Origin of the sequence: Catenuloplanes sp. NPDC051500, assembly GCF_044454585.1 — a bacterium.
Classification (GTDB): domain Bacteria; phylum Actinomycetota; class Actinomycetes; order Mycobacteriales; family Micromonosporaceae; genus Catenuloplanes.
Genome location: NZ_JBITDX010000002.1, coordinates 673504 through 695057, shown reverse-complemented (window position 1 = coordinate 695057; position 21554 = coordinate 673504). Strand labels below are relative to the sequence as shown.

The 21554-nt window shown below is 70.2% G+C and carries 16 protein-coding genes and 1 pseudogene; 7 read left to right on the top strand and 10 right to left on the bottom strand.

What is annotated here, in order from left to right:
• The first annotated feature begins 4 nt into the window (after positions 1-4).
• A complete protein-coding gene (locus ACIA8K_RS06060; protein ID WP_396055455.1) occupies positions 5-2101 on the top strand; it encodes an MMPL family transporter in 2097 nt (698 codons plus the stop codon).
• Positions 2102-2170: 69 nt separating this feature from the next.
• On the opposite strand, the gene ACIA8K_RS06055 is transcribed toward ACIA8K_RS06060, so the two are convergent.
• From ACIA8K_RS06055 to ACIA8K_RS06025, 7 genes and pseudogenes are all read right to left on the bottom strand, one after another.
• Positions 2171-3532: an ATP-binding protein gene (locus ACIA8K_RS06055; protein ID WP_396055453.1), complete on the bottom strand. Its 1362-nt coding sequence runs from the start codon at positions 3530-3532 to the stop codon at positions 2171-2173.
• 68 nt (positions 3533-3600) lie between these two features.
• Positions 3601-4293: a response regulator transcription factor gene (locus tag ACIA8K_RS06050; protein ID WP_396055451.1), complete on the bottom strand. Its 693-nt coding sequence runs from the start codon at positions 4291-4293 to the stop codon at positions 3601-3603.
• A 151-nt stretch (positions 4294-4444) separates the two neighbouring features.
• Positions 4445-5101, bottom strand: coding sequence for a response regulator (locus ACIA8K_RS06045; protein ID WP_396055673.1), 657 nt, complete (start codon positions 5099-5101; stop codon positions 4445-4447).
• A gap of 192 nt (positions 5102-5293) precedes the next feature.
• Positions 5294-5695: pseudogene (locus tag ACIA8K_RS06040) on the bottom strand (histidine kinase); the annotation flags it as partial.
• 282 nt (positions 5696-5977) lie between these two features.
• Complete coding sequence (locus tag ACIA8K_RS06035) at positions 5978-7822, bottom strand: DUF4153 domain-containing protein (RefSeq protein ID WP_396055449.1); 1845 nt, start codon at positions 7820-7822, stop codon at positions 5978-5980.
• Between the two features lie 117 nt (positions 7823-7939).
• Positions 7940-8977: an ATP-binding protein gene (locus tag ACIA8K_RS06030; RefSeq protein ID WP_396055671.1), complete on the bottom strand. Its 1038-nt coding sequence runs from the start codon at positions 8975-8977 to the stop codon at positions 7940-7942.
• A gap of 122 nt (positions 8978-9099) precedes the next feature.
• Positions 9100-9777: a response regulator transcription factor gene (locus tag ACIA8K_RS06025; RefSeq protein ID WP_396055447.1), complete on the bottom strand. Its 678-nt coding sequence runs from the start codon at positions 9775-9777 to the stop codon at positions 9100-9102.
• A 306-nt stretch (positions 9778-10083) separates the two neighbouring features.
• Here ACIA8K_RS06025 and ACIA8K_RS06020 point away from each other — a divergent pair, with 306 nt between their 5' ends.
• From ACIA8K_RS06020 to ACIA8K_RS06010, 3 genes are all read left to right on the top strand, one after another.
• A complete protein-coding gene (locus tag ACIA8K_RS06020) occupies positions 10084-10365 on the top strand; it encodes a DUF2087 domain-containing protein (protein WP_396055445.1) in 282 nt (93 codons plus the stop codon).
• A 156-nt stretch (positions 10366-10521) separates the two neighbouring features.
• Complete coding sequence (locus tag ACIA8K_RS06015) at positions 10522-12588, top strand: type IIA DNA topoisomerase subunit B (RefSeq protein WP_396055443.1); 2067 nt, start codon at positions 10522-10524, stop codon at positions 12586-12588.
• Positions 12589-12602: 14 nt separating this feature from the next.
• Positions 12603-15083 (top strand): DNA topoisomerase (ATP-hydrolyzing) subunit A, encoded by a 2481-nt coding sequence (locus ACIA8K_RS06010; RefSeq protein ID WP_396055441.1) that lies wholly within the window; start codon positions 12603-12605, stop codon positions 15081-15083.
• A 240-nt stretch (positions 15084-15323) separates the two neighbouring features.
• On the opposite strand, the gene ACIA8K_RS06005 is transcribed toward ACIA8K_RS06010, so the two are convergent.
• Both ACIA8K_RS06005 and ACIA8K_RS06000 read right to left on the bottom strand, forming a co-directional pair.
• Complete coding sequence (locus ACIA8K_RS06005; RefSeq protein ID WP_396055439.1) at positions 15324-15500, bottom strand: DUF397 domain-containing protein; 177 nt, start codon at positions 15498-15500, stop codon at positions 15324-15326.
• A 9-nt stretch (positions 15501-15509) separates the two neighbouring features.
• Complete coding sequence (locus ACIA8K_RS06000; protein WP_396055437.1) at positions 15510-16352, bottom strand: helix-turn-helix domain-containing protein; 843 nt, start codon at positions 16350-16352, stop codon at positions 15510-15512.
• A gap of 297 nt (positions 16353-16649) precedes the next feature.
• On the opposite strand from ACIA8K_RS06000, the gene ACIA8K_RS05995 reads away from it, so the two are divergent.
• Positions 16650-16892, top strand: coding sequence for a hypothetical protein (locus ACIA8K_RS05995; RefSeq protein WP_396055435.1), 243 nt, complete (start codon positions 16650-16652; stop codon positions 16890-16892).
• Between the two features lie 923 nt (positions 16893-17815).
• Here the strand turns inward: ACIA8K_RS05995 and ACIA8K_RS05990 are convergent.
• The gene (locus ACIA8K_RS05990) at positions 17816-19639 is read right to left on the bottom strand and encodes a LamG-like jellyroll fold domain-containing protein (protein ID WP_396055433.1); all 1824 of its coding nucleotides are present in this window, start codon (positions 19637-19639) and stop codon (positions 17816-17818) included.
• A gap of 244 nt (positions 19640-19883) precedes the next feature.
• Here ACIA8K_RS05990 and ACIA8K_RS05985 point away from each other — a divergent pair, with 244 nt between their 5' ends.
• Positions 19884-20279, top strand: a complete 396-nt coding sequence (locus tag ACIA8K_RS05985) for a YciI family protein (RefSeq protein WP_396055669.1) — start codon at positions 19884-19886, stop codon at positions 20277-20279.
• A complete protein-coding gene (locus ACIA8K_RS05980; protein ID WP_396055667.1) occupies positions 20276-21487 on the top strand; it encodes an RNA polymerase sigma factor in 1212 nt (403 codons plus the stop codon). The genes ACIA8K_RS05985 and ACIA8K_RS05980 overlap by 4 nt, the downstream gene beginning before the upstream one ends.
• The last annotated feature ends 67 nt before the right edge of the window (positions 21488-21554 follow it).

Genomic DNA, 21554 nt, shown 5'->3' with positions numbered 1-21554 from the left:
ATGGGTGCCGTGGTTGGTGATCGGCCTGTGGGTGGCGCTCGCGGCGGTCATGGTGCCGTTGAGCGGGAAGCTGAGCTCGGTCACCACGGACCGCGCCGTGGACACCCTGCCGGCCGGCGCGGAGTCCACAAAGGTGGCGGTGCTTGAGGACAGTCTCCCCGGCGGGGAGGACAACACGTTCGTCTTCGTGTACCACCGCGCCACCGGCATCACCGACTCCGACCGCGCGGCGGTCGAGCGCCACTACGACACCCTTGCCAAGCGGTACCCGCCCAAGGGGCAGGCGGCGGCCGGCGAGGACGACGACGATGAGGGTACGTCGACGAGGCTCTCCACCGACGGCAAGGCGATGATGTTCAACCTCGACGTGAGCACGGCCTACGGTGGACCGGAGACCATCGTCGGCCCGTTGCGGGACACCGCGAAGGACCGCCCTGCCGGCCTGGAACTCGACGTGACCGGCCCGGCCGCGATCGACGGGGACATGGACGCGGTCTTCGACGGCATCGACCTGCAGGTCTTCCTCACCACGGTCATCGTCGTCACGGTCCTGCTCATCCTCACGTACCGCAGCCCGGTGTTGTGGCTGGTTCCGCTGGTGGCCGTCGGCGTGGCCGCACTGACCTCGATGGCGACCGTCTACCTGCTCGTCAAGGGCTTCGGCATCGTCATCAACGACCAGAACTCGGCGCTGCTGACGATCCTGGTGTTCGGCGTCGGCACGGACTATGCGCTGCTGCTCATCGCCCGGTACCGGGAGATGCTGCACCACCACGAGAACGTCCGGGTCGCGATGGTCCACGCGCTCCGCAGCGCGGCACCGGCCATCCTCGCGTCCGCGGCCACGGTGGTCGCCGGCCTGCTCTGCCTGCTCGTCGCGGACCTGAACAGCACCAGCGGACTCGGCCCGATCGGCGCGGCAGGCATCCTGTGCGCGCTTGTGGCCATGCTGACGCTCTTCCCGGCGGTGCTCGTGGTGCTCGGCAGGCGGGTCTTCTGGCCGGCCATCCCGCGGTTCAGCGCGGCCGTGCAGGAGAAGCCGGGGCTGTGGGGGCGGCTCGGCACCGCGATCAACCGCCGCCGGTGGATGGCGACGATCGGCTCGGTCGGCATACTCGGCGTGCTCGCCATCGGGCTGACGGGCAACACCGGCGCCCTGCGGGAGCAGGACCAGTTCCTCTCCGCGCCGGAGTCGGTCACCGGCTTCACCGTGCTCCGCCAGCACTTTCCGGAGCTCGGCGGCCAGCCGATGACTGTCTTCACGCGGCCGGCGTACCAGGATCGGGTGCTCGAGGTAGTCAAGAACACCCCGGGTGTAGCAATGGTCGTCCCGGGTCAGACCATCAACGGCTGGGCCGACATCTCCGTGTTCCCGGCGGACGCGCCGGACACCGTCGCGGAGTACGACACGATCAAGCGGTTGCGCACCGCCGTGCACACGGTGAGCGGGGCGGAGGCGATCGTCGGCGGGCCGAGCGCGGAGAACCTCGACACCGAGGTGACCACAAGCCGCGACGAGAAGCTGGTGATCCCGCTTGTGCTCGCGGTCGTCCTGATCGTCCTCGGGCTGCTGCTGCGCGCGATCGTGGCCCCGCTGGTCCTGATGGCCACCGTGATCGTCTCGTTCGCCGCGGCCTTCGGCGGCAGCGTCTTCGTGTTCGACACGATCCTCGGGTTCAAGGGCATCGACTACTCGGTGCCGATTCTTGCCTTCCTGTTCCTGGTGGCGCTCGGCGTCGACTACAACATCTTCCTGGCCAGCCGGGCCCGGGAGGAGGCAGCGCTCCTCGGCACCAGGGAGGGCATGCTCAAGGCCCTCTCCGCCACCGGCGGCGTCATCACCTCGGCGGGCCTGGTCCTCGCGGCCACGTTCGCGGTCCTCACCACACTTCCGCTGGTGATGCTTATCGAGGTCGGGTTCCTGGTCGCCTTCGGCGTGCTGCTCGACGCCCTGCTGGTGCGGTCGGTCCTGGTGCCCGCCCTCACCCTGCTGATCGGCAGGCGGATCTGGTGGCCGAGCCGGCTGTCCCGGCCGACGGCGGAGCCGCCGAACGGGCCCCTGGCGCGTACCGACGGCGAGGAGCTCGCCCTGCAACGGTGAACACGGACGAGATCCGGGTCGGGGCATCCAGCCCCGACCCGGATCTTTTTCTGGGCCGGATGGTTCCCGTCAGCCCACCGCGGTGTCCTCCCGGGGGCGCGCGATCGGGGCCGCGGCCGGAATATCGACCCGAAGCAGCGCGCCACCGCGGGCGGAGCGGGCGACTGTGACCCGGCCGCCGTGGGCGAGGACGACCCGCTGCACGATCGACAGCCCCAGACCGGATCCCGGCATCGCCCGGGCGCTGTCGGCACGGTAGAACCTGTCGAACACCCGCGGTACGTCGGCGGCGTCGATGCCCGGCCCGGCGTCGTCGACCTCGAGCGCCGCCGAGGCGCCCTCGGCACGCAGCCGGACCTGCACCGGCTGGTCCGCGGGGGACCATTTGCCGGCGTTGTCGACGAGGTTGAGCACCGCTCGCTGGAGCGCGGCGGGACGCCCGTTCACCCACACCGAGGTCACGTCGAGTGCGACCTCGAGGCCGGGCTTGCGGGAGCGCGCCTGGGCCGCGGCGGCCACCACCACGTCGGCGAGGTCGAGCAGCTCGGCGCCCTCGTCACCGACGTCGCCGCGTGCCAGGTCGGTCAGCTCGGCGGCGAGGGTGCTCAACTCGGCCACCTGGGCGCCGAGATCGGTGAGCAGCCGGGTCCGGCTCTCCGCCGAGAGGGCGGTGTCGAGGGTGCCGCGCCGGTCCAGCCGGACCAGCAGCTCGATGTTGAGGCGCAGGCTGGTGAGCGGGGTCTTGAGCTCGTGGGCGGCGTCCTCGGCGAGCAGCCGCTGGGCCCGCCGGGAGTCCCGGAGCGCGGCGAGCATGTCGTTGATCGCCTGGATCAGCCGCCGGATCTCCCCACCGCCCTCGTCCGGGATGCCGGCGTCGAGATCCCGGGTGTTCGCGACATGGACCGCGGCGGCGGTCAGCCGGTCGATCGGCGCGAGTCCGGTCCGCGCCACGGTCCGCCCGACCAGGGCGCCGCCAGCCACGCAGAGCAGCCCGATCACCAGCATGCCGAACCCGAACTGGTTGATCGGGCTGTCGTCGGCGAGGTCGGCCACCTGGACCGCGCCGTCGCCCGCCCGCAGCGTGTAGACGCGGTAGCCGTCGTTCCAGTCGGTCGACTCCAGCAGGTCGGCCGACGCGCCCCGCGCCACACTCCCGGCGCTCTCGCTGACGGAGGGCAGTGCGGGTTGGCCGGCCGGCGTCCGGGTCGAGCCGTCGGGCAGGATGACCCGCACCAGCCGACCGGCCCCGGGGTACGGCGGTAGCTGGACCTGCGCCAGACCGGCGCGCTCCGCGTTCGTCGCAAGCACGCGGGCGTCGGCGCGCAGCTGCGTCGCGGCGGTGTCCCGCAGCTTCCGGTCCATCAGCTCGCTTGCCACCTGGAACGCCAGGAACACGCTTACCGCGATGGCCGTCGCCGCGATCACAGTCATCCTGGTCCGCAGGGACCGCCGGCGCCACCATCGGGTCAACCGGCGCGGTTCCCGGCGGGCGTGCCCGCTCACGGCGGAGTCTCCCGCAACGTGTATCCCAGGCCGCGCAGCGTGTAGATCAACCGCGGCTCACCCTCGGCCTCCATCTTGCGGCGCAGGTAGCTCACGTACACCTGGAGGTTGTTGGCGGTGGTGCTCATGTCGAAGCCCCAGATCGCCTCGAACAGCACGTCGCGGGGCAGGACCCGGGTCGCGTTGCGCAGGAGGACCTGCAGGAGGGAGAACTCGGTCCGGGTCAGGCGCAGCGGCCGCGCGCCCCGCCATGCCTCGAACCTGTCGGGATCGAGCCGGACGTCGGCGAACGACAGGATCTGCGACTCCTCGTCGGCAGGCGTCCGCCGGCGCAGCAGGGCCCGTACCCGGGCCAGCAACTCCTCGGTGGCGAACGGCTTGGGCAGGTAGTCGTCGGCGCCCGCGTCCAGCCCCGTGACCCGGTCCGAGACCTGATCACGGGCGGTCAGCATCAGCACCGGCAGATCCCGGCCCTCGGCCCGCAACCGCCGGCAGGTCTCCAACCCGCCGAGGCGGGGCATCATCACGTCGAGGATCAGCAGATCCAGCGTGTCACCGCCCGCCCCGGCGACCCCGTCGAGCACGGCGAGACCGTTGGCGACGGTGCTGGTGTCGTAACCCTCGACCTGGAGCACCCGCTCCAGCGACTCACGGATGGCCGCGTCGTCATCCGCGATCAGGATCCGCACGCTGGCTCGCCCCCTTCCACGTCAATGCTTTTGCCGCTCATTCTCCCGGGCCGACCTGAAGCCAGCATTAGAACCGCCGCCTGGTCCGTGCTCTCACCGACGCCTGAGCTGTGGCGGGTGGTAACCCAGCGGATCGATTCGATGAGGATGGTCAGGGTGAGGGGACCAACCCTGCCTCGACGGCCAGAACCGCGGCCTGTACGCGGTTGCGGACCTCGAGCCGGGTGAGGATCACGCTCACGTAGCTCTTCACCGTGCCCTCGACGAAGTGCAGGCGGGCGGCGATCTCCGCGTTGGACAGGCCGGCGCCGAGCAGGGCCAGCACGTCCCGCTCGCGAGGGGCCAGGGTCTGGATTCGGGCGCGGGCGGCGTACCCCCGGCTGGGTGTGGTCTGTCGCCACTGGGCGATGACGCGCTTGGCGATCGCGGGGGACAGGCACGCGGCGCCGCCGGCCACGGCACGGACGCCGGCGATCAGCTCGTGCGGGTCGAGCGCCTTCAGCAGGAAGCCGGCGGCGCCCGAGTCGAGCGCGCGCACGATGTATCCGTCCTCGCCGAACGTGGTCAGGATGATCACCGCGGTCTCCGGTGCCCGTGCGCGGATCCGGCCCGCCGCGGCCAGGCCGTCCAGGACCGGCATGCGGATGTCAAGCAGCGCCACGTCCGGCCGGTACGTCTCGGTAAGTGTCACGGCCTCGCCGCCGTCCGACGCCTCCGCGACGATCTCGATGCCGTCGTCGGTCCGCAGAATCGTGCGGATGCCGGAGCGGATCATCGGCTCGTCGTCCGCGATAAGCACTCGGATCATCGGGTCAGCAGGTCCTTCGTGATCAGGGCGCCGTCGGCGAAGCAGAGGCGGTACAGGTCGCCGGACAGGCTGAAGATGCCGGGCCGGTAGAACTCGCAGCTGGCGTGCGGCGGGGCCGGCGGCGCGGTGAGCACCGGCGGCGGCGTGCGGATGTAGCTGTGCGGGAGCGCGATCCCCCGCGCGCAGCCGCGTCGCCGTCTCCCGGTGCTCGTCCGGCAGCTCCCTGTCGACCTCGAGGCCGCCGGCCAGCAGCGCCATCAGGCTCAGCTGGTGACCGAGCGAGTCGTGCATGTCCCGGGCGATCCGGGTGCGCTCGTGCAGCCGGGCCTGCTCCGCCTGCAGCTCCAGCCACGCGGCCCGCTCCCAGCCGGCCCGGGCCAGTTCCGCCCGCTGCCGCCACCAGCTCCCGGCCCACCAGGGCAGCGCGCAGAGGACGAACTCGGCCAGCAGCACGTTTATCGCGCCGGAGGCCGTCCCGTTCGCGGCTGCGACCGGCAGCCCCGCGACCGCCACCACCGCGAAGACGATCTGTGGCGGCCCCACCCGGTCCAGCCGCCGCCCGGCCGCGAAGCAGACCGCGACCGCGCCGAGCATCGGCACCACGGCCGGGTCGGGGAGCAGGCTCACCGCGGCGGCCAGGGTCAGCGCGGCAAGCGGAAACCGGCGCCAGACCACGGCCGCGGCGGCGATCAGCGCGGTTCCGGCCGCCACCGGCCAGGACACGTCACCCTGGACGATCATCGAGAGCAGAAGAAAGATCAGGATCGCGGGGGTACGCAGCCGTCGCACCATCCCGGTCACGCTAACAGCGCACCCCAGCCGCCGGCACCTGCCGGAAGACAGGTGCCGGCCCGGAGATCCGAGACGGGGTTCGCTTTAGCTGTACGTGCAGGTGATCGCTTTGTCCCCCAGGAGTGCCCTGGCCCGGGCGCGGGCCAGGTTGAAGTCCTGCCAGTCGTCCTCGTGCCGGGCAAGGTCCCGGGCGATCTGAGCGGTCAGGCAGTCGTCGCCGGCCCTGGCCAGCTCCGGCGCCGCGTCCGCGGAGAGCGTGCGCAGGTAGAACGTGTCGATCCGATCCCGGCGAAGGTTGTGCCGGGCGATCAGCGCGTCCGGGTTCACCGCGACCAGTGCCAGCATGGTCACCGCTGTCGCGCCGAGCACGGCCCGGGGCAGCCATCGCGCGTGCAGCCGGATGCCGGCGACCAGCACCATCACGAAGATCACGCCGAGCCAGATCTCGGTGGCGAAGACCAGCACGCGCAGCCGGGTAAGGCCGTAGACGTCCGCGTAGACCGCCATCCGGGACAGCGCGGACGCCACGATCAGCAGCGTCAGGCCGGACAGCACGCCGAGCAGCACCCGGACCAGCACCCGGTCGGCGCGGGACGCACGCGGCGCGGTGACCGCGGCGATGCTGATCACCACGAGCGTCAGGCCGGTGACCACAAGCAGCTGCCAGAAGCCGGACCTGGCGTACTCCGCGTAGGTCAGGCCGTCAGTCTCCAGTACGTGCCGCGCGCCACCGAACAGCACCGCGGCCTGGACCAGCACGAACGCGCCGAACAGCAGGTCCAGCGCGACAAGCGGCAGCAGCCACTCGGCCCGGCGGAACGGGCGGCGGACCGGCTCGTTCAGGTCGGCGGTGCGCGGCGGCGCGGCCCGCAGGAACGCGAGCGCGCCGATCGCCAGCAGCAGCACCGGGAACAGGATGACCACCCGGGCCACGATCGTCCCGTCCAGCTCGGGCAGCGCGGCCACGATAAGCGAGTTGAACGCCGCATCAGCGGACGCGAAGAGCGCGCCGAACACGATAAGCAGCACCACTGTGAGCAGGATCGGCAGTGCCAGCCGGGGCGCGTCGCCGCCTCTGCGGCGCCGGATCGTCCGCGCACCACGGACCAGCCAGGGGACGGCTCGCCCGGCGGCCGCGGGCAGGACCGCCGTGAGGTAACCGAGCGCCCGGACCGAGCGGTCGCCGACCGCGGCGAGCAGGGCAGTGGCCAGCGCGGTGAGCACACAGAGCGCGAACAGCCAGCCGGCCGCCCTGATCGTCCCGGCGCCGGCCAGCAGCAGCGTGACGGCGGCCCAGAGGTAGCGGTCGGCGGGACGCACGACCGTGGGCACGGCGGACGTGACACGCGGCGGCGGCATCTCGGTGTGCGTGCGGGCGCGGCCGGCCACAGCGATCGCGGCGCCGGCGGCCAGCGCGGTGATCAGCCAGCCGAGACCGGGCAGATCGACGGTGAGCGTGCCGGCACCGATCGCGGCGGCGGCGAGCAGGGCGATCACGGCAGCCGGTCCGGCGGGGGCGGCGGGGTCGATCCAGCGGTAGGGGAGCGGCGCGGCCCACGGGCCCTGGTGCGGGGTGGCGTTCCAGGCGCCCGGCGGCGTTCCGGGCGCGGCGGGTGGGCCCGGCGGCTGATGTGGCAGGCCTTGCGCTGCGGCAGGGGCAGCAGGAACGGCAGGCGCGGGCGTGGCGGATCCCGCGAGAGGCGGGGTCGACGCCTGCCGAGGTGTGGGTGAGCTGAGCGTCGCCTGCGGTGCGGCGGGAGAAGCCGGATTCTGCGGTGCGGCGGGAGAAGCCGGATTCTGCGGTGCGCCGGGAGAGGCCGGGTCCTGCGGTGCGGCGGGAGAGGCCGGCTCCTGCGGCGCGGCGGGCTGGGCCGGCACGTCCTGCGGTGCGGCGGGCGAAGCCGGTGGTTCTTGCGGTGCTGCGGTCACGACGGCGGACTCCCCGTTGGGTGGGTAGGTGGCGGCGCCCGGCCGCGCGACGCGCGGACGGCACAGGCGCCGTACTCAAGTGACGTGTTCAGGGCGGCGATTCATCGCCTCCGGTGGTCAGTGACTTTCGCGCGGCAGCCGCACCTGCACGTGACAGCCGGTCATCGCGTCGTCCGGACCCGGGTCGACCACCGCGATGCTGCCGTGATGAAGCTGCACCACCCAGCGCGCGATCGCCAGCCCCAGCCCGGTGCCGCCGCCTGTCGCGCGCTGGCCTCGGGTGAAGCGTTCGAAGACCCGGTCGCGCTCCGCGGCCGGGATGCCGCTGCCCTGGTCCGCGACGGAGAACAGCACGCCACAGTCGCCGTCGGCCGCGGCGCGGAGCCGGACCGTGCCGCCCGGCGGGCTGTGCCGGGCCGCGTTGTCGAGCAGGTTCGCGAAGAGCTGGTGCAGCCGTTCCGGGTCGCCGTCGAGCGTGAGACCGGACTCGGCCGACAGCATGATCGGCACGGCGGGGCTGTTCACCTCGGCCTCCGCGACCACGTCGGCGAGGAAGTCGTCAAGGACGATCCAGGAGCGTTTCATCGGTACGATCCCGGCGTCCAGCCGGGACAGGTCGAGCAGCTCGGCGACGAGTTTGCCGAGGCGCTCGGTCTGGGCCAGTGCGGTGCGCATGGCGGCCGGGTCCGGCGCGGAGACGCCGTCCACGATGTTCTCGAGCATGCCGCGCAGCGCGGTGATCGGGGTGCGCAGCTCGTGCGAGACGCTTGCGATCAGCTCCCGCCGCTGCCCGTCCGCCGCGGCCAGATCCGACGCCATCAGGTTGAACGCGGCGGCCAGTTCGCCGACCTCGTCCCGGGAGGTGGAGTGCACCCGGCGGGTGTAGTCGCCGCGCGCCATCTGCCGGGCCGCCTCGGTCATCTCGCGTAGCGGCACCGTCGCGCCGTGCGCCGCGATCTGCAGCGTGAGCAGCGCCAGCGCAACCGCAGAGGCGATGAACGCGACGTTGAGCGGGATCCACTTCAGCGAGTACCAGAGCACGAGCAGACCGACGCCGCCGGCCAGGCCGAGCGCGAGCGACAGCTTCGCCTTGATCGAGCGGACCGGGTCGAACGGGCGGGGGAGGCGGCCGGTCAGGCGCTCGAGCACGTTCATCACCGGGCCGACCGGGGGCCGGGCCCGCAGCCAGCCGCCGACCCGGTAGATCGCGTCGAGGATCCGGGAGCCGGTCCGGATCAGCACATGTAGGCCGGCGGCCGGGCGCCCGCGGACGTGGGTCACCTGTCCACCTCAAGCGCGTACCCGACGCCGTGCACGGTTCTGATCAGGTCGGCGCCGAGCTTGCGGCGCAGGCCCTTGATGTGGCTGTCCACGGTCCGGGTGCCTGAGGCGTCGGCCCAGCCCCACACGTCGGCGAGCAGCCGCTCCCGGGGCAGGACCGTGCGCGGCCGCCCGGCCAGGTGCACAAGCAGGTCGAACTCGGTCGGCGTCAGGTGCGCCTCCACACCGGCCCGGGTGACCCGCCGCTCGGCCCGGTTGATCTCCAGGTCACCGAACACGATCGGCGGCTCGCCGGCCGCGGCCTTCGTCATCCGGCGGAGCAGCGCGTGCACCCGCGCAGTCAGCTCGCGCATCGAGAACGGCTTGGTGAGGTAGTCGTCCGCGCCGACCGCGAGCCCGATCAGCAGGTCGGTCTCGTCGTCGCGCGCGGTGAGCATCAGCACCGGCACCGGGCGCTCGGCCTGGAGTCGGCGGCACACCTCCAGGCCGTCGAAGCCGGGGAGCATCACGTCAAGCACCACCGCGTCGGGGTGGATCCGGCGGGCGGCCTCGACCGCCGCCGGGCCGTCCCCCACGCAGTGCACCAGGAAGCCCTCGGCACGCAGTCGGGCGGCGACCGCATCCGCGATCGCACGCTCGTCCTCGACGACCAGGATCGTGCGCTGTGCGGCCATTGAGTGTTTTTCAACCTGTCCCAACCTGGTCACAGCCCGACCCGTGGACACGGCCTTGGCGCAGTAGAGCAGCCAGGTTGAGAAATGCTCATTACTCCTCCTCGTGGACCCCCGTTGGCAGTGACTCTAGGTGGCGGTCGTGCAGAGGAACGGCGGACGTTGTGAACGAAGTGTGGAGAAGCCTTCCACCCGTACCCCCGGATGATCTTGATTTGGGGGTGCCGTTCCACAGTGGAAATCGGCTGACTGGGCCACGCCCGGGATCTAGGGTGACGTGGATCTCGTTTACGCTCCGGAGGTAACCCAGTGTCAGATTCCGACGACGCAGCCATTCGCACGTTCGTGCGCGAGGGGCGTCTTACCGCCATGCCGAGCAAGCTGACCCGTCGCCGGGCCGTGCTTGACCACCTGGCGGCCGGGTCCTTCACGCCCGGTCGCCGCTACCGCGAAACCGAGGTCAATGACATCCTCCGCGCCTGGTGCGACGGGGTGCCGGGGGTGGATCATGTCGCGATCCGCCGATACCTCGTCGACCTGGACATCCTGGCCCGCGAGGACGGTCTCTACTGGCGCGCCTACGAGGCGTGACTAGAACATCTGTGCGATAGTCTTTCCGGTCATTGCGCCGCGACGCCTGAGATGTGCGGCATGGAGCGACGGTCTCGTCGGACCCTGCGGTTAGGCTCGCGGGGTCGTGTTACGGCGCCACCCAGCACAAGCGCGAGGATCTGGAGTCAAGAACCGGTGACTGCACAGCCCGAGACCCTGTACGGGGCAGCCGACCTCACCCACCTCGAGGGGCTGGACGCGGTTCGTAAGCGGCCCGGCATGTACATCGGATCCACCGACAGTCGTGGCGTCAACCACCTGTTCAACGAGATCATCGACAACTCGACGGACGAGGGTGTCGGCGGTCACGCGACCCGCATCAAGGTGACGCTTCACGAGGACGGCTCCGTCCAGGTCGACGACGACGGGCGTGGCATTCCGACCGACACGCACGCCAAGTCCGGCATGTCCGGCGTCGAGCTGGTGCTCACCCGGCTGCATGCGGGCGGCAAGTTCGGCGGGTCCGGCTACAAGACCTCCGGCGGCCTACACGGCGTGGGCGCGTCCGCGGTCAACGCGCTGTCCCTGCGCTACGACGTGACGGTGCGGCGGGACGGCAAGATCCACGAGATCTCGTTCCGGCACGGTGTCGCGGGCGAGTTCCACGGCCCGGGCCCGGATGCGCCGTTCACCGCCGCGGCAGGCCTGCGCGTCACCGGGAAGATGAAGCGCGGCGAGCCGACCGGCACGTCCACTCGGTACTGGTACGACGCACGCTACTTCGAGGCCGGCGCCGCGCTCGACGTCGAGGCGGTCCGGACCAAGCTGCGCAACACCGCGTTCCTGGTCCCCGGCGTTTCCTACGTGCTCCGCGATGCGAACGTGGATCCGATGTCCGGCAACGGCACCGAGGAGTTCCACTTCCCGAACGGGCTTGCCGACATGGTCGACTTCCTGGCGCCGTCGAGCGAGAAGCCGGTCTCCGGCACGATCACCATCAACGGCACCGGGTCGTACCGGGAGAACGCCGCCGACGAGAACGGCGTCATGCGGTCGAACGTGGAGCGCACCGCCGAGATCGAGATCTCGTTCCGCTGGGGGACCGGCTACGAGCGGATCGTTGAGTCGTTCACCAACACGATCCGCAACGTGCACGGCGGCACCCACCGCAAGGGCTTCGAGCGGGCCGCGGTCCGCGCGCTGGGCGAGGCCGTGAAGAACACCCGCGGCCTGCTCAAGCCGAAGGAGGACCCGCCGGTCCTGGACGACGTGCTGGAGGGGATGACAGCCGTCATCCACGTGCGCGTGCCGGAGCCGCAGTTCACCTCGCAGACCAAGGACGAGCTGTCCACGGCCGGCATCACCCGGGTGGTGCAGGCGGTTGTGGAGGCGCGCCTCAAGGAGTGGGTGCAGGACAAGCGGACCAAGATCGAGGCGCGCACGGTCCTGCAGAAGATCGTCGACGCGGGCCGGGTGCGGCTCACCCAGAAGCAGCAGAAGGACGCGGCCCGGCGGAAGACGGCGCTTGAGGGCGCGTCGATGCCGGCCAAGCTTGTCGACTGCCGCTCCACGGGCGTCGGCCGCAGCGAGCTGTTCATCGTCGAGGGTGACAGCGCGCTCGGTACGGCCCGGATGGCGCGCTCCTCGGAGTACCAGGCGCTGCTGCCGATCCGCGGCAAGATCCTGAACGTGCAGAAGGCAAGCATGCAGCAGGTCCTTGACAACGCGGAGTGCTCCGCGATCGTGCAGGTGCTGGGTGCGGGCTCCGGGCGCACGTTCGACGTGTCCGCGATGCGCTACGGCCGGGTCCTGATCATGGCAGATGCGGATGTCGACGGCTCGCACATCCGTACCCTGCTGATCACGCTGTTCGCGAAGTACATGCGGCCGGCGATCGAGGCCGGCCGGCTCTACGCCGCGATGCCCCCGCTCCACAAGATCACCACCAAGGGCCGTTCGCCGCAGACGATCTACACCTACACGCAGCCGGAGATGACCAACACGGTCGCCAGGCTGACCAAGTCCGGCAGACAGATCGTCACGCCGATCCCGCGGTTCAAGGGCCTCGGCGAGATGGACGCGGACGAGCTGTGGGACACCACGATGAACCCCGCCTCCCGCGCGGTCCGGCGGATCACGCTCGAGGACGTCGAGGCGGCCGAGCGCACGCTTGAGCTGCTCATGGGGGAGAAGGTCGAGCCCCGCAAGAACTGGTTGATCGAATCGTCCGACCGCGTCGACCGCGACGCCATTGACGCGTAAGGGATTTCTTTCCAATGGCTCGCCGTAAAGACTCCAAGTCCGCCAAGGTCGACCTGTCCGCGTTCGACGCGGCCGGCGCGCGGATCATCGACAACCCGCTCACCACCGAGGTCGAGGACTCCTACCTGGAGTACGCGTTCTCGGTCATCCACTCCCGCGCCCTGCCGGACGCGCGGGACGGGCTCAAGCCGGTCCACCGCCGCATCCTGTTCTCCATGTCCGAGCAGGGCTACCGGCCGGACCGCGGGCACGTGAAGTCGGCCCGCGTCGTCGGTGACGTGATGGGTAAGTACCACCCGCACGGCGATGTCGCGATCTACGACGCCATGGTCCGGCTCGCCCAGGACTTCTCGCTCAACGTGCCGCTTATCGACGGCCACGGCAACTTCGGCTCGCCCGACGACGGCCCGGCCGCGGCGCGGTACACCGAGGCACGCATGTCCCGCGAGGCGATGCTGCTTGTCGGCGAGCTCGGCGAGGGCACAGTCGACTTCGTCCCGAACTATGACGGCTCGCTCATGCAGCCGTCCGTGCTCCCGGCCGCCTTCCCGAACCTGCTTGTCAACGGCACGTCCGGGATCGCGGTCGGGATGGCGACCAACATGATCCCGCACAACCTCGGCGAGGTGGTGACCGCGGCCCGGTGGCTGATCAACCACCCGGACGCGACGCTCGACAAGCTGATGACGTTCGTCCCCGGGCCTGACCTGCCGACCGGCGGGCTGCTGCTCGGGCTGGACGAGGTCCGTCGCGCGTACGAGACCGGCCGGGGCGTGGTGCGCATGCGCGGCAAGGTGGAGATCGGGCCGCTGGAGGGCTCACGCGGACGCCAGGCGATCACCGTCACCGAACTGCCGTACGGCATCGGCGCCGAGAAGGTCATCGAGAAGATCACCGACGAGGTCAACAAGACCCGCCGGCTGCAGGGCATCGCTGACGTCAAGGACCTCACCGACCGGGAGAACGGCACCCGCCTGGTCGTCGAGTGCAAGGTCGGCGTGAACCCGCAGGCGCTGCTCGCCGACCTCTACCGGCTGACGCCGCTTGAGCAGTCGTTCGGCGTCAACAACCTGGTGCTCGTCGACGGACAGCCGCGGACGCTCGGCCTCAAGGCGCTGCTTGAGGTGTTCCTTGAGCACCGCTACGAGGTGGTCACCCGGCGGACGACCTACCGGCGGACCAAGCGGCAGGAACGCCTGCACCTGGTGGACGGCCTGCTCATCGCGCTGCTCGACATCGACAACGTGGTCCGGCTGATCCGGGCCAGCGACGACGCGCAGTCCGCAAAGGACGGCCTGATGGAGCAGTTCGGGCTCTCCGACATCCAGGCGACGTACATCCTCGACACGCCGCTGCGCCGGCTCACCCGCTTCGACCGGCTGGAGCTGGAGGCGGAGCAGGAGCGGCTCAACAACGAGATCGCCGAGCTGTCGCTGATCCTCGACGACGACAAGGTGCTCAAGAAGCTCGTCTCGGACGAGCTGGGCGCGGTCGCCAAGGAGTTCGGCGCCGGCCGCCGCACCGCGCTCATCGACGGCGACCTCAAGGAGGTGCTGGCCGCCTCCGTCCCGGCCGGCCCGCTCGAGGTCAAGGACGACCCCTGCCAGGTCATCCTGTCCGCCACCGGCCTGGTCGCGCGCACCGCGGCCGAGTCCGAGGAGGCCTCCGAGGCGACGCTCCGCAACGGCCGCGACCGGCACGACGCGGTCCGCGCGCTTGTCCACACCACCGCGCGCGGCCAGGTCCTGCTCATCACGAACAAGGGTCGCGCGTTCAAGACCGACGTGCTGCCGCTCCCGGTCCTCCCCGAACACACCGGCACGGTCTCGCTCCGCGGCGGCATGTCCGCAAGCGAGCTGGCCGACCTCGAACCCGGCGAGACAGTCATCGGACTGGCCCCCCTGGTCCCGAAGCCCGGCGAGACGCTCGCGCTCGGCACCCGCCAGGGCTCGGTCAAGGTCTGCGCGCCGGAGTGGCCGGTCCGCGCGGACGTCTTCGAGGTCATCGGCCTCAAGGACGGCGACGAGGTGGTCGGCTCCACCTGGATCACCGGCGAGGAGTCGCTGGCGTTCCTGACCAGCGACGCCGCACTACTCCGCTTCGCCGCCTCGATCGTCCGCCCGCAGGGGATAAAGGGCGGCGGCATGGCCGGCATCAACCTCAGCGCCGGCGCCACCGTCGTCTTCTTCGGCGCGATCGGCGCAGACGACCCGGCCCACGGCGCGCCGCTTGTCATCACGTCGACCGGCCGCACCGTCAAGGTCACGCCGTTCGGCGAGTACCCCGCAAAGGGCCGCGCCACCGGCGGCGTCCGCGCCCACCGCTTCCTCAAGGGCGAGGACACGATCGTGGTCGGCTGGATCGGCGTCCGCCCCGGCGCCGCCACCGCCACCGGCGAGCCGATCGACCTCCCCGAGATCGACATGCGCCGCGACGGCTCCGGCCTGGCCGGCGTCTGCCCCGACCTGATCGGCCACCTGATCGAACGAGGCTGACCCCTCACTCACCACGCCGTCTCGCCGCCACCTCCGAGTGGCCGCGAGGCGGCGTTTTCAATTCATCTTCCCGCTCCCGCGGTGGTCCGGCCCGCACGCTCCCGCGGGCCCCGGTCGGCCCCGAGGGGGCCTCCCTTCCGGTTCCGCGTGGGGAAAGACCAAAGAACCACGTGCGGGGCCGTTCTACCCGTTTTGCGCCCGGGTGTGGTCACGGTCAGGTGTCACGCCCGGCGCTCCTGGTCAGGCGTTGTTCTTCAACCCGAGGACGAAGCTGTTCCACGCCGACTGGCTGAACGTCAGCATGAGGCCGGCCTGGTCCTTGGAGTCGCGGACCTGTGCCGTACCGGCGGTTGCGCGGGCTTCGACACACTGGCCGTTGCCGCCGCTTCGGGAACTCGTGCGCCAACGGCTGTCCATCGGGCCTCCCTATTCCTGGTGCTCCGCATCGCGGATCTTCTTGATCATGGCAGTTGACGCGCTGGGCGACAACGCCGACGACCGCAAGCTGTTGAACACGTTCGTGCAGCGCTGAACGTCGTCACCCTCAGCGTAGAGGTCACCGGTCAAGCCCTCGATGTAGACCACCCCTGGGCTCTCGGGGAATTTCAGGATGGCGAAGCTGGACAACATCGAGGCGTAAGCGCCCTCCCGGAACGGGATGATCTGAAGCGTCACGTTCCATAGCTTTGTGGCCTCAACCAGTGCGGTGAGCTGGGCACGCATGACGTCTGGTCCACCAATCTGGCGGTGAAGGACCGCCTCGTCCATGACGGCGACCAGTCGCAACCGGCCGGTGTGGATCAACTTCTGCCGTTCCATCCTTACGACTACGCGTTGTTCCACCGCCTCGGGCGTGGGCTGGGTTGCCTCCCGTGTGGTGATCGACCGGGCGTACTCCTCGGTTTGAAGCAGGCCGGGTACCACGATCGTCTCGAAGTTGTGCATCTCGTCCGCTGCGGATTCCAGGCCGATGTACTGCCGGTAGACCTGAGGTAGGTCGCTGTACTTGGCCCACCAGCCGCGTTGCTTGCCCGTGCGGGCCATCGTCAGCAACGTCTCGCGCAGCTCGGGATCTGCCACGGTGTACTCGTCGAGCAGCGCGTTCAACGCCGGTGCCTTGATCCCGACCCGGCCGGACTCGATGCGGCGCAGCGTGCTCGGTGACACCTCGATGACGGACGCGGCGCGTTCGGTCGAGATGCGCGCCTCATCCCGCAGGCGTCTGAGCTGAGCGCCGAGCTGGAAACGAACGAAGGTCGGACTGTCCACCCGGGCATTGTGCCCGACTGCCCGTGCCCTTCCTATGCGTCCACCCGTTTGCGTGAGCGGGACGCCTCGCGCATGTTGACCCGATAAAAATGCGCGCGCAAAATGACTCGCGCGGATGTGGTGTCGATGTCGGACAGCCCCGGCTGCCTCATCCCCTATGGGAGTCCAGATGGTGATCGTGCAAGTGCTCGCGGCCGCATTGACGCGACGGCACCGGCCGGTGTGGTCGGGAGAGCGGCGCGTCTGCCGCTGCGGATCCCGCCTGCCCTGCCGCACGCTGCATCGGTTGCGTGTCTCGTGACCAGGGACGACACAAGGCCACGGCTCAATGTGGTCTATCGGTTCGCGGACGTGGACTACAAATTCGGCCTGGGCACGCTGATCTGCCGTGTCATCCGCGTGATCGAGAAGGTCACGTTCGACAACGAGCCCTGGTGGCACATCGAGGCTTTCTGCAGACGGGTCGTCACCGATCCGGGGGCTGAGCGCCGTGTCTACGTCCGCGCGTCCGCCGTGAAGAAGTCCCAGGTGCAGCGATGAACGACCACACACCACGCCGCCCGTCGTGGGACTGTCGCCTCTGCGGCCGGGAGTGGCCGTGCGATCAGGCGCAACTCGACTTGCTTGCCGAGTACGAGGGCGCTCGGGTGTCCCTGGCGATCTACCTCGGCGCGTGCCTGGCCGAGGCGGCCCGCGAGCTGTCCACCGTACCCGCTGGCTGGCTTTATGCCCGGTTCCTGGGGTGGGTGAGGGTTCCCCGCCCTGCTCCTGCGGAAGTCCGCGAGAGTGGTGACCTGGTGTCCGACAAGCACGCAGCCTCGGCGTAAGCCGTGCGGGACCCGGTGGCCTCCGGCCCTCAACTAATACCAGGAACTTGCTCCGCGCCGTGCCCAGCGCGGACTCAAGGTGACGCCTGTTGAACTGGTTCTTGTTCTTTCCCACGCGGAACCGGAAGGGAGGCCCTCTCGGGGCCGACCGATGCCCAATGCCGCTTAGTCCATTTTGATCTTGAAATGGACCTGGTCGGGCCGCGGACCTCTGGGCAGTGCGGATGCTGTCCGGTCCGGTGGGTAGGGCGCGGACGCAGGTGGGCGTTACTGAGCTTTCGGGCTCAGGGTCCATGTCTGGCGAGACCTTCCAGTCCGTCGGCCGGAAATAGATCTTCAACTATGCGAGATTCAAGATCCTTGTTTGCTCACTGTTCTTTACGCCGCTGGGAAAGGACCGTGAGCGAAACAAGGATTCGGCCACTTCGTCGGCCAGGTGCTTATGAGACGACATTTCCGGTGCCGGGGTTGGGTACGGAGCACGCCGCTCCTGATCTCACCCGCGGGAGCGGGACCATGGCTGCGAAAAGCGGCCTCGCGATCACCGGGCCGTGATCGCGAGGCGGCTCAAGGGCGGGCGCCGGGCGGCCCAGACGGGTGAGTGGCGGGCCGCCCGGCGCCCTGAGGGGGGAAGGTCTAGAAGGTGGTGGTGAGGAAGTCGCGGGTCGACAGTGCCCGCGCGGTGATCCGGACGTCGCCGATCCAGCCGTAGAAGCCCTGGTTGAACCGCTCGGCCGACTGGGTCGCGCCGATGGTGAACGGCTTGCCGAGCGTGGCGATCCCGTGCGAGCGCTGCGACGGGTTGCGGGCGATCATGGAGCCGTCGACGTAGATGATCGTGCGGCGGCCGTCGTTGACGATGGCGATGTGGGTCCAGCGGCCGGTCGGCAGCGCGTGGCTCCAGGAGGTCGGGTCGGCGTCGACGTCGGTCGGGTAGACGACGTACTGGAGGAAGCGCTCGCTTGTGACGTTCAGACTGCAGGTGGGCTCGTCCTGGGACCAGCCGCTGGTCTTGCCGGCGTCGCCGTTGCGCCCCTGCCAGCTGAGGATGCCCATCCACGCGTGGTCGCCCTCGAACGGGTCGGGCAGCTTGATGAACGCCTCGATTGTGTAGCCGGACTCGAACTTCAGGCTGTTCAGAGGGGCATTGGATGAGGTTGCCAGGATGGTGCCGCGGTCGGGCGACTTCCCGCCGTTGAAGCGCAGGCTGGCGTGGGCGGGCGCACCGAGGTGGTGGTCGGAGGAGGCCAGCAGCGGTGCGCCGGCGCCGATCGACTGCACGGTCAGGTCGTTGCCGCGCCTGGCGAGGTCACGCACCACTGTGCCGTTCACGATCGCGGTGTTGTCCGCGCCCATGTTGTCGAACCGCCAGTACGCCACTGTGTCCCGCAGCAGCACGGCGGACGCGGGGCGGGCGGCCGGCGGGACCACGCCGGAGAAGCCTGCGAACCGGGCGTCGAAGTCGATGTCGAGCGTGAAGCGGTCGACCGGCCCGGTCAGCTCGATCGTCTCCTCCTCGAGCGCGGTGCGCTTCGACGGGTCCTTGGACAGGAACCACGGAGAGAACGTGGACACGTCGATCACGCCGCGCGCCAGGTCGAACGCGTACGACCGGATCATGCCGGCGCCGCCGTAGTAGCGGTCCTGGTAGTTCGTGATGTGGACGTGCACGTCGTGACCGGCGTCGTTCTTCAGCACGGTGCGGCCGGGCGGCCAGTAGTGCCCGTTCAGCGACAGGAAGATCTGGTCGTTCCTGCGGATCAGCCGGTCCCAGATCTGCTGGCCGTAGCCGGACAGGTAGGCCGTGCCCGCGTCGTCCGCGTAGGCCAGCTCATGCGTGGTGATGATCGCGGGCAGCGTCCGGTGCTTGTCCAGCACGGACTGCGCCCACGCGAAGCCGGCGTCGGAGAGCCGCCAGTCCAGCGCCAGGATCAGCCACTTCCGGCCGCCTGCGGTGAGCACGTGGTAGCTGTTGTAGCCGTCCGGGGACGCGCCGCCGAACGTGCGCGCGGCCGCGAACCGCTTCGGGTTGAACGCCTTCAGGTAGGCGGAGGCGCCGCGCTGGTCCGTGGTGCTGCCGTTGATGTCGTGGTTGCCGGCGAGCACGCTGTAGGGGACCTTGCCGTCGATCGCCTTGAACGTGTCCGACGCGAGCCCGATCTCGTGCTCGCTGCCGTGCTCGGTGACGTCGCCGAGGTGCGTCATGAACGCGATGGTGCGGTTCTCGCGGAGGTACGTGAACGTCGCGCGCAGCGGCTCCGGGTCGGAGCTGTCCTCGTCGAACAGGTACTGCGTGTCCGGCAGCACAGCGATCGAGAAGCGCGGGTGGTCCACGTCGAATCTGCTGCCTGTGGCGTGCGCCGGTGCGGCGTCGAACGCGCCCGAGGCGAATCCGGCGGCCGCGCCGACCGCGGGTGCGGCGACCGCCGCCTGAAGCAGGGTGCGTCGGGGCAGGGCCATCGTGGTACTCCCATGTGTCGCGATCAGGTGATCCGGCGTGAGCCTGGCCCGCGTCGATGACGCTCGCATGGCGTGACGGCGACCGGCGCCTGAAAAACTGCAAGATCCTCTGCGGGTACGCCGTACCCCGGCAGATCTTTTCCGGTTTTTTTCGGCGGGGGTGTCGAGAACGGGGTGACGGTCTCTACCTGTCCGTGAGAGCGTCGGATCGGCGCACCGAACGAGGAGCAGAACCGTGAAGTACATGCTGATGATGCAGTTCTCCCAGGTCTCCGTGGACTTCCCGGAGATCCACACCTGGAAGCCGGAGGAGATCGAGAAGCACATCGCGTTCATGGGCGAGGTGAACGAGGCGCTGACGAAGTCCGGCGAGTGGGTGGCGGCCGAGGGCCTTGGCGCGCCGAACGAGCTGAAGATCGTGCGGGCGGACGCGGACGGCGCGCCGGTGGTGACCGAGGGCCCGTTCCCGGAGACGAAGGAGTTCCTGGCCGGCTACTGGATCGTGGACGTGGAGTCGCCGTCCCGCGTGCTGGAGGTGGCCGCCTACATCTCCAGCGCGCCCGGCCCGGAGGGGAAGCCGCTGAACATGCCGATCGAGGTCCGCCAGATCATGGAGGCGCCGGCACCTGATTCGTGGTGACCAATGCCGCGTTCGAGGGCCTGCTGCGTGAGCTCGCGCCGCAGGTCCTCGGCGTGCTCACCCGCAGGTCCGGCGACTTCGCGGCCGCGGAGGACGCGGTGCAGGAGGCGTTGCTTGCCGCGTTCCGGCAGTGGCCGTCCGAGGGGGTGCCGGCGAATCCGCGCGGCTGGCTGATCCAGGTGGCGCAGCGGCGGCTGATCGAGGAGATCCGCAGCTCCTCGGCGCGGCGGAACCGGGAGTCGACCGTTTCCCGTCTTGAGGAGCCGCTGACCGGGTCGTCCGCCGAGGGCCGCGACGACACGCTCGACCTGCTGTTCCTCTGCTGCCATCCGGCGCTCACGCCGGCGTCCGCGATCGCGCTGACGCTTCGCGCGGTGGGCGGGCTGACCACGGCGGAGATCGCCCGCGCGTTCCTGGTGCCGGAGGCGACGATGGCCCAGCGGATCAGCCGAGCCAAGCGGACATATGCCGCGTCTGCCTCGGGCCGCGGTGATCTCGCCTCCGTGCTTCACGTGCTCTATCTGATCTTCAACGAGGGGCACACCAGCTCGGCCGGGCCGTCGCTGCTGCGCGTGGAGCTGTCCACCGAGGCGATCCGGCTGACCCGGGCGGTGCGCGCGCTGCTGCCTTCGGAGAGCGAAGTAGGCGGGCTGCTGGCGTTGATGCTGCTCACCGAGGCGCGAGCGGCCGCGCGGACCGGCCCGGTCGGCGAGCTGGTGCCGCTGCCGTCGCAGAACCGCGGCCTGTGGGACGCCGCCGCGATCGCGGAGGGGATCGCGCTTGTCACCGAGGTGCTGCCGCGCGGCCCGATCGGCCCCTATCAGGTGCAGGCCGCGATCGCGGCGCTTCACGACGAGGCGCCGTCCGCTGACGAGACCGACTGGCCGCAGATCCTCGCGTTGTACGGCGTGCTGGAGCGCCTGACGCCGAGCCCGGTGGTGACGCTTAACCGCGCTGTCGCACAGGCGATGGTGGCCGGGCCGGTCGCGGGACTTGCGACGCTGGACCGGCTGGCGGCCGACCCGCTGCTGGCGCGTGGGCACCGGCTGCCGGCCGCGCGGGCGCATCTGCTGGAGATGGCGGGGTCCCGGACGGCGGCGATCGAGGAGTACCGGACCGCCGCGGCACGTACGTCGAGCGTGCCGGAACGCAATTACCTCACTCTGCGTGCTGCCCGGCTTGCCGCTCTTGGGCCTTCCGCCAACTAATAAGGTTTATTTACCGTTCCTTTAGCCCGCAGCTGGTGCCCCCACTGAAAGCATTCTCACGTCCTCG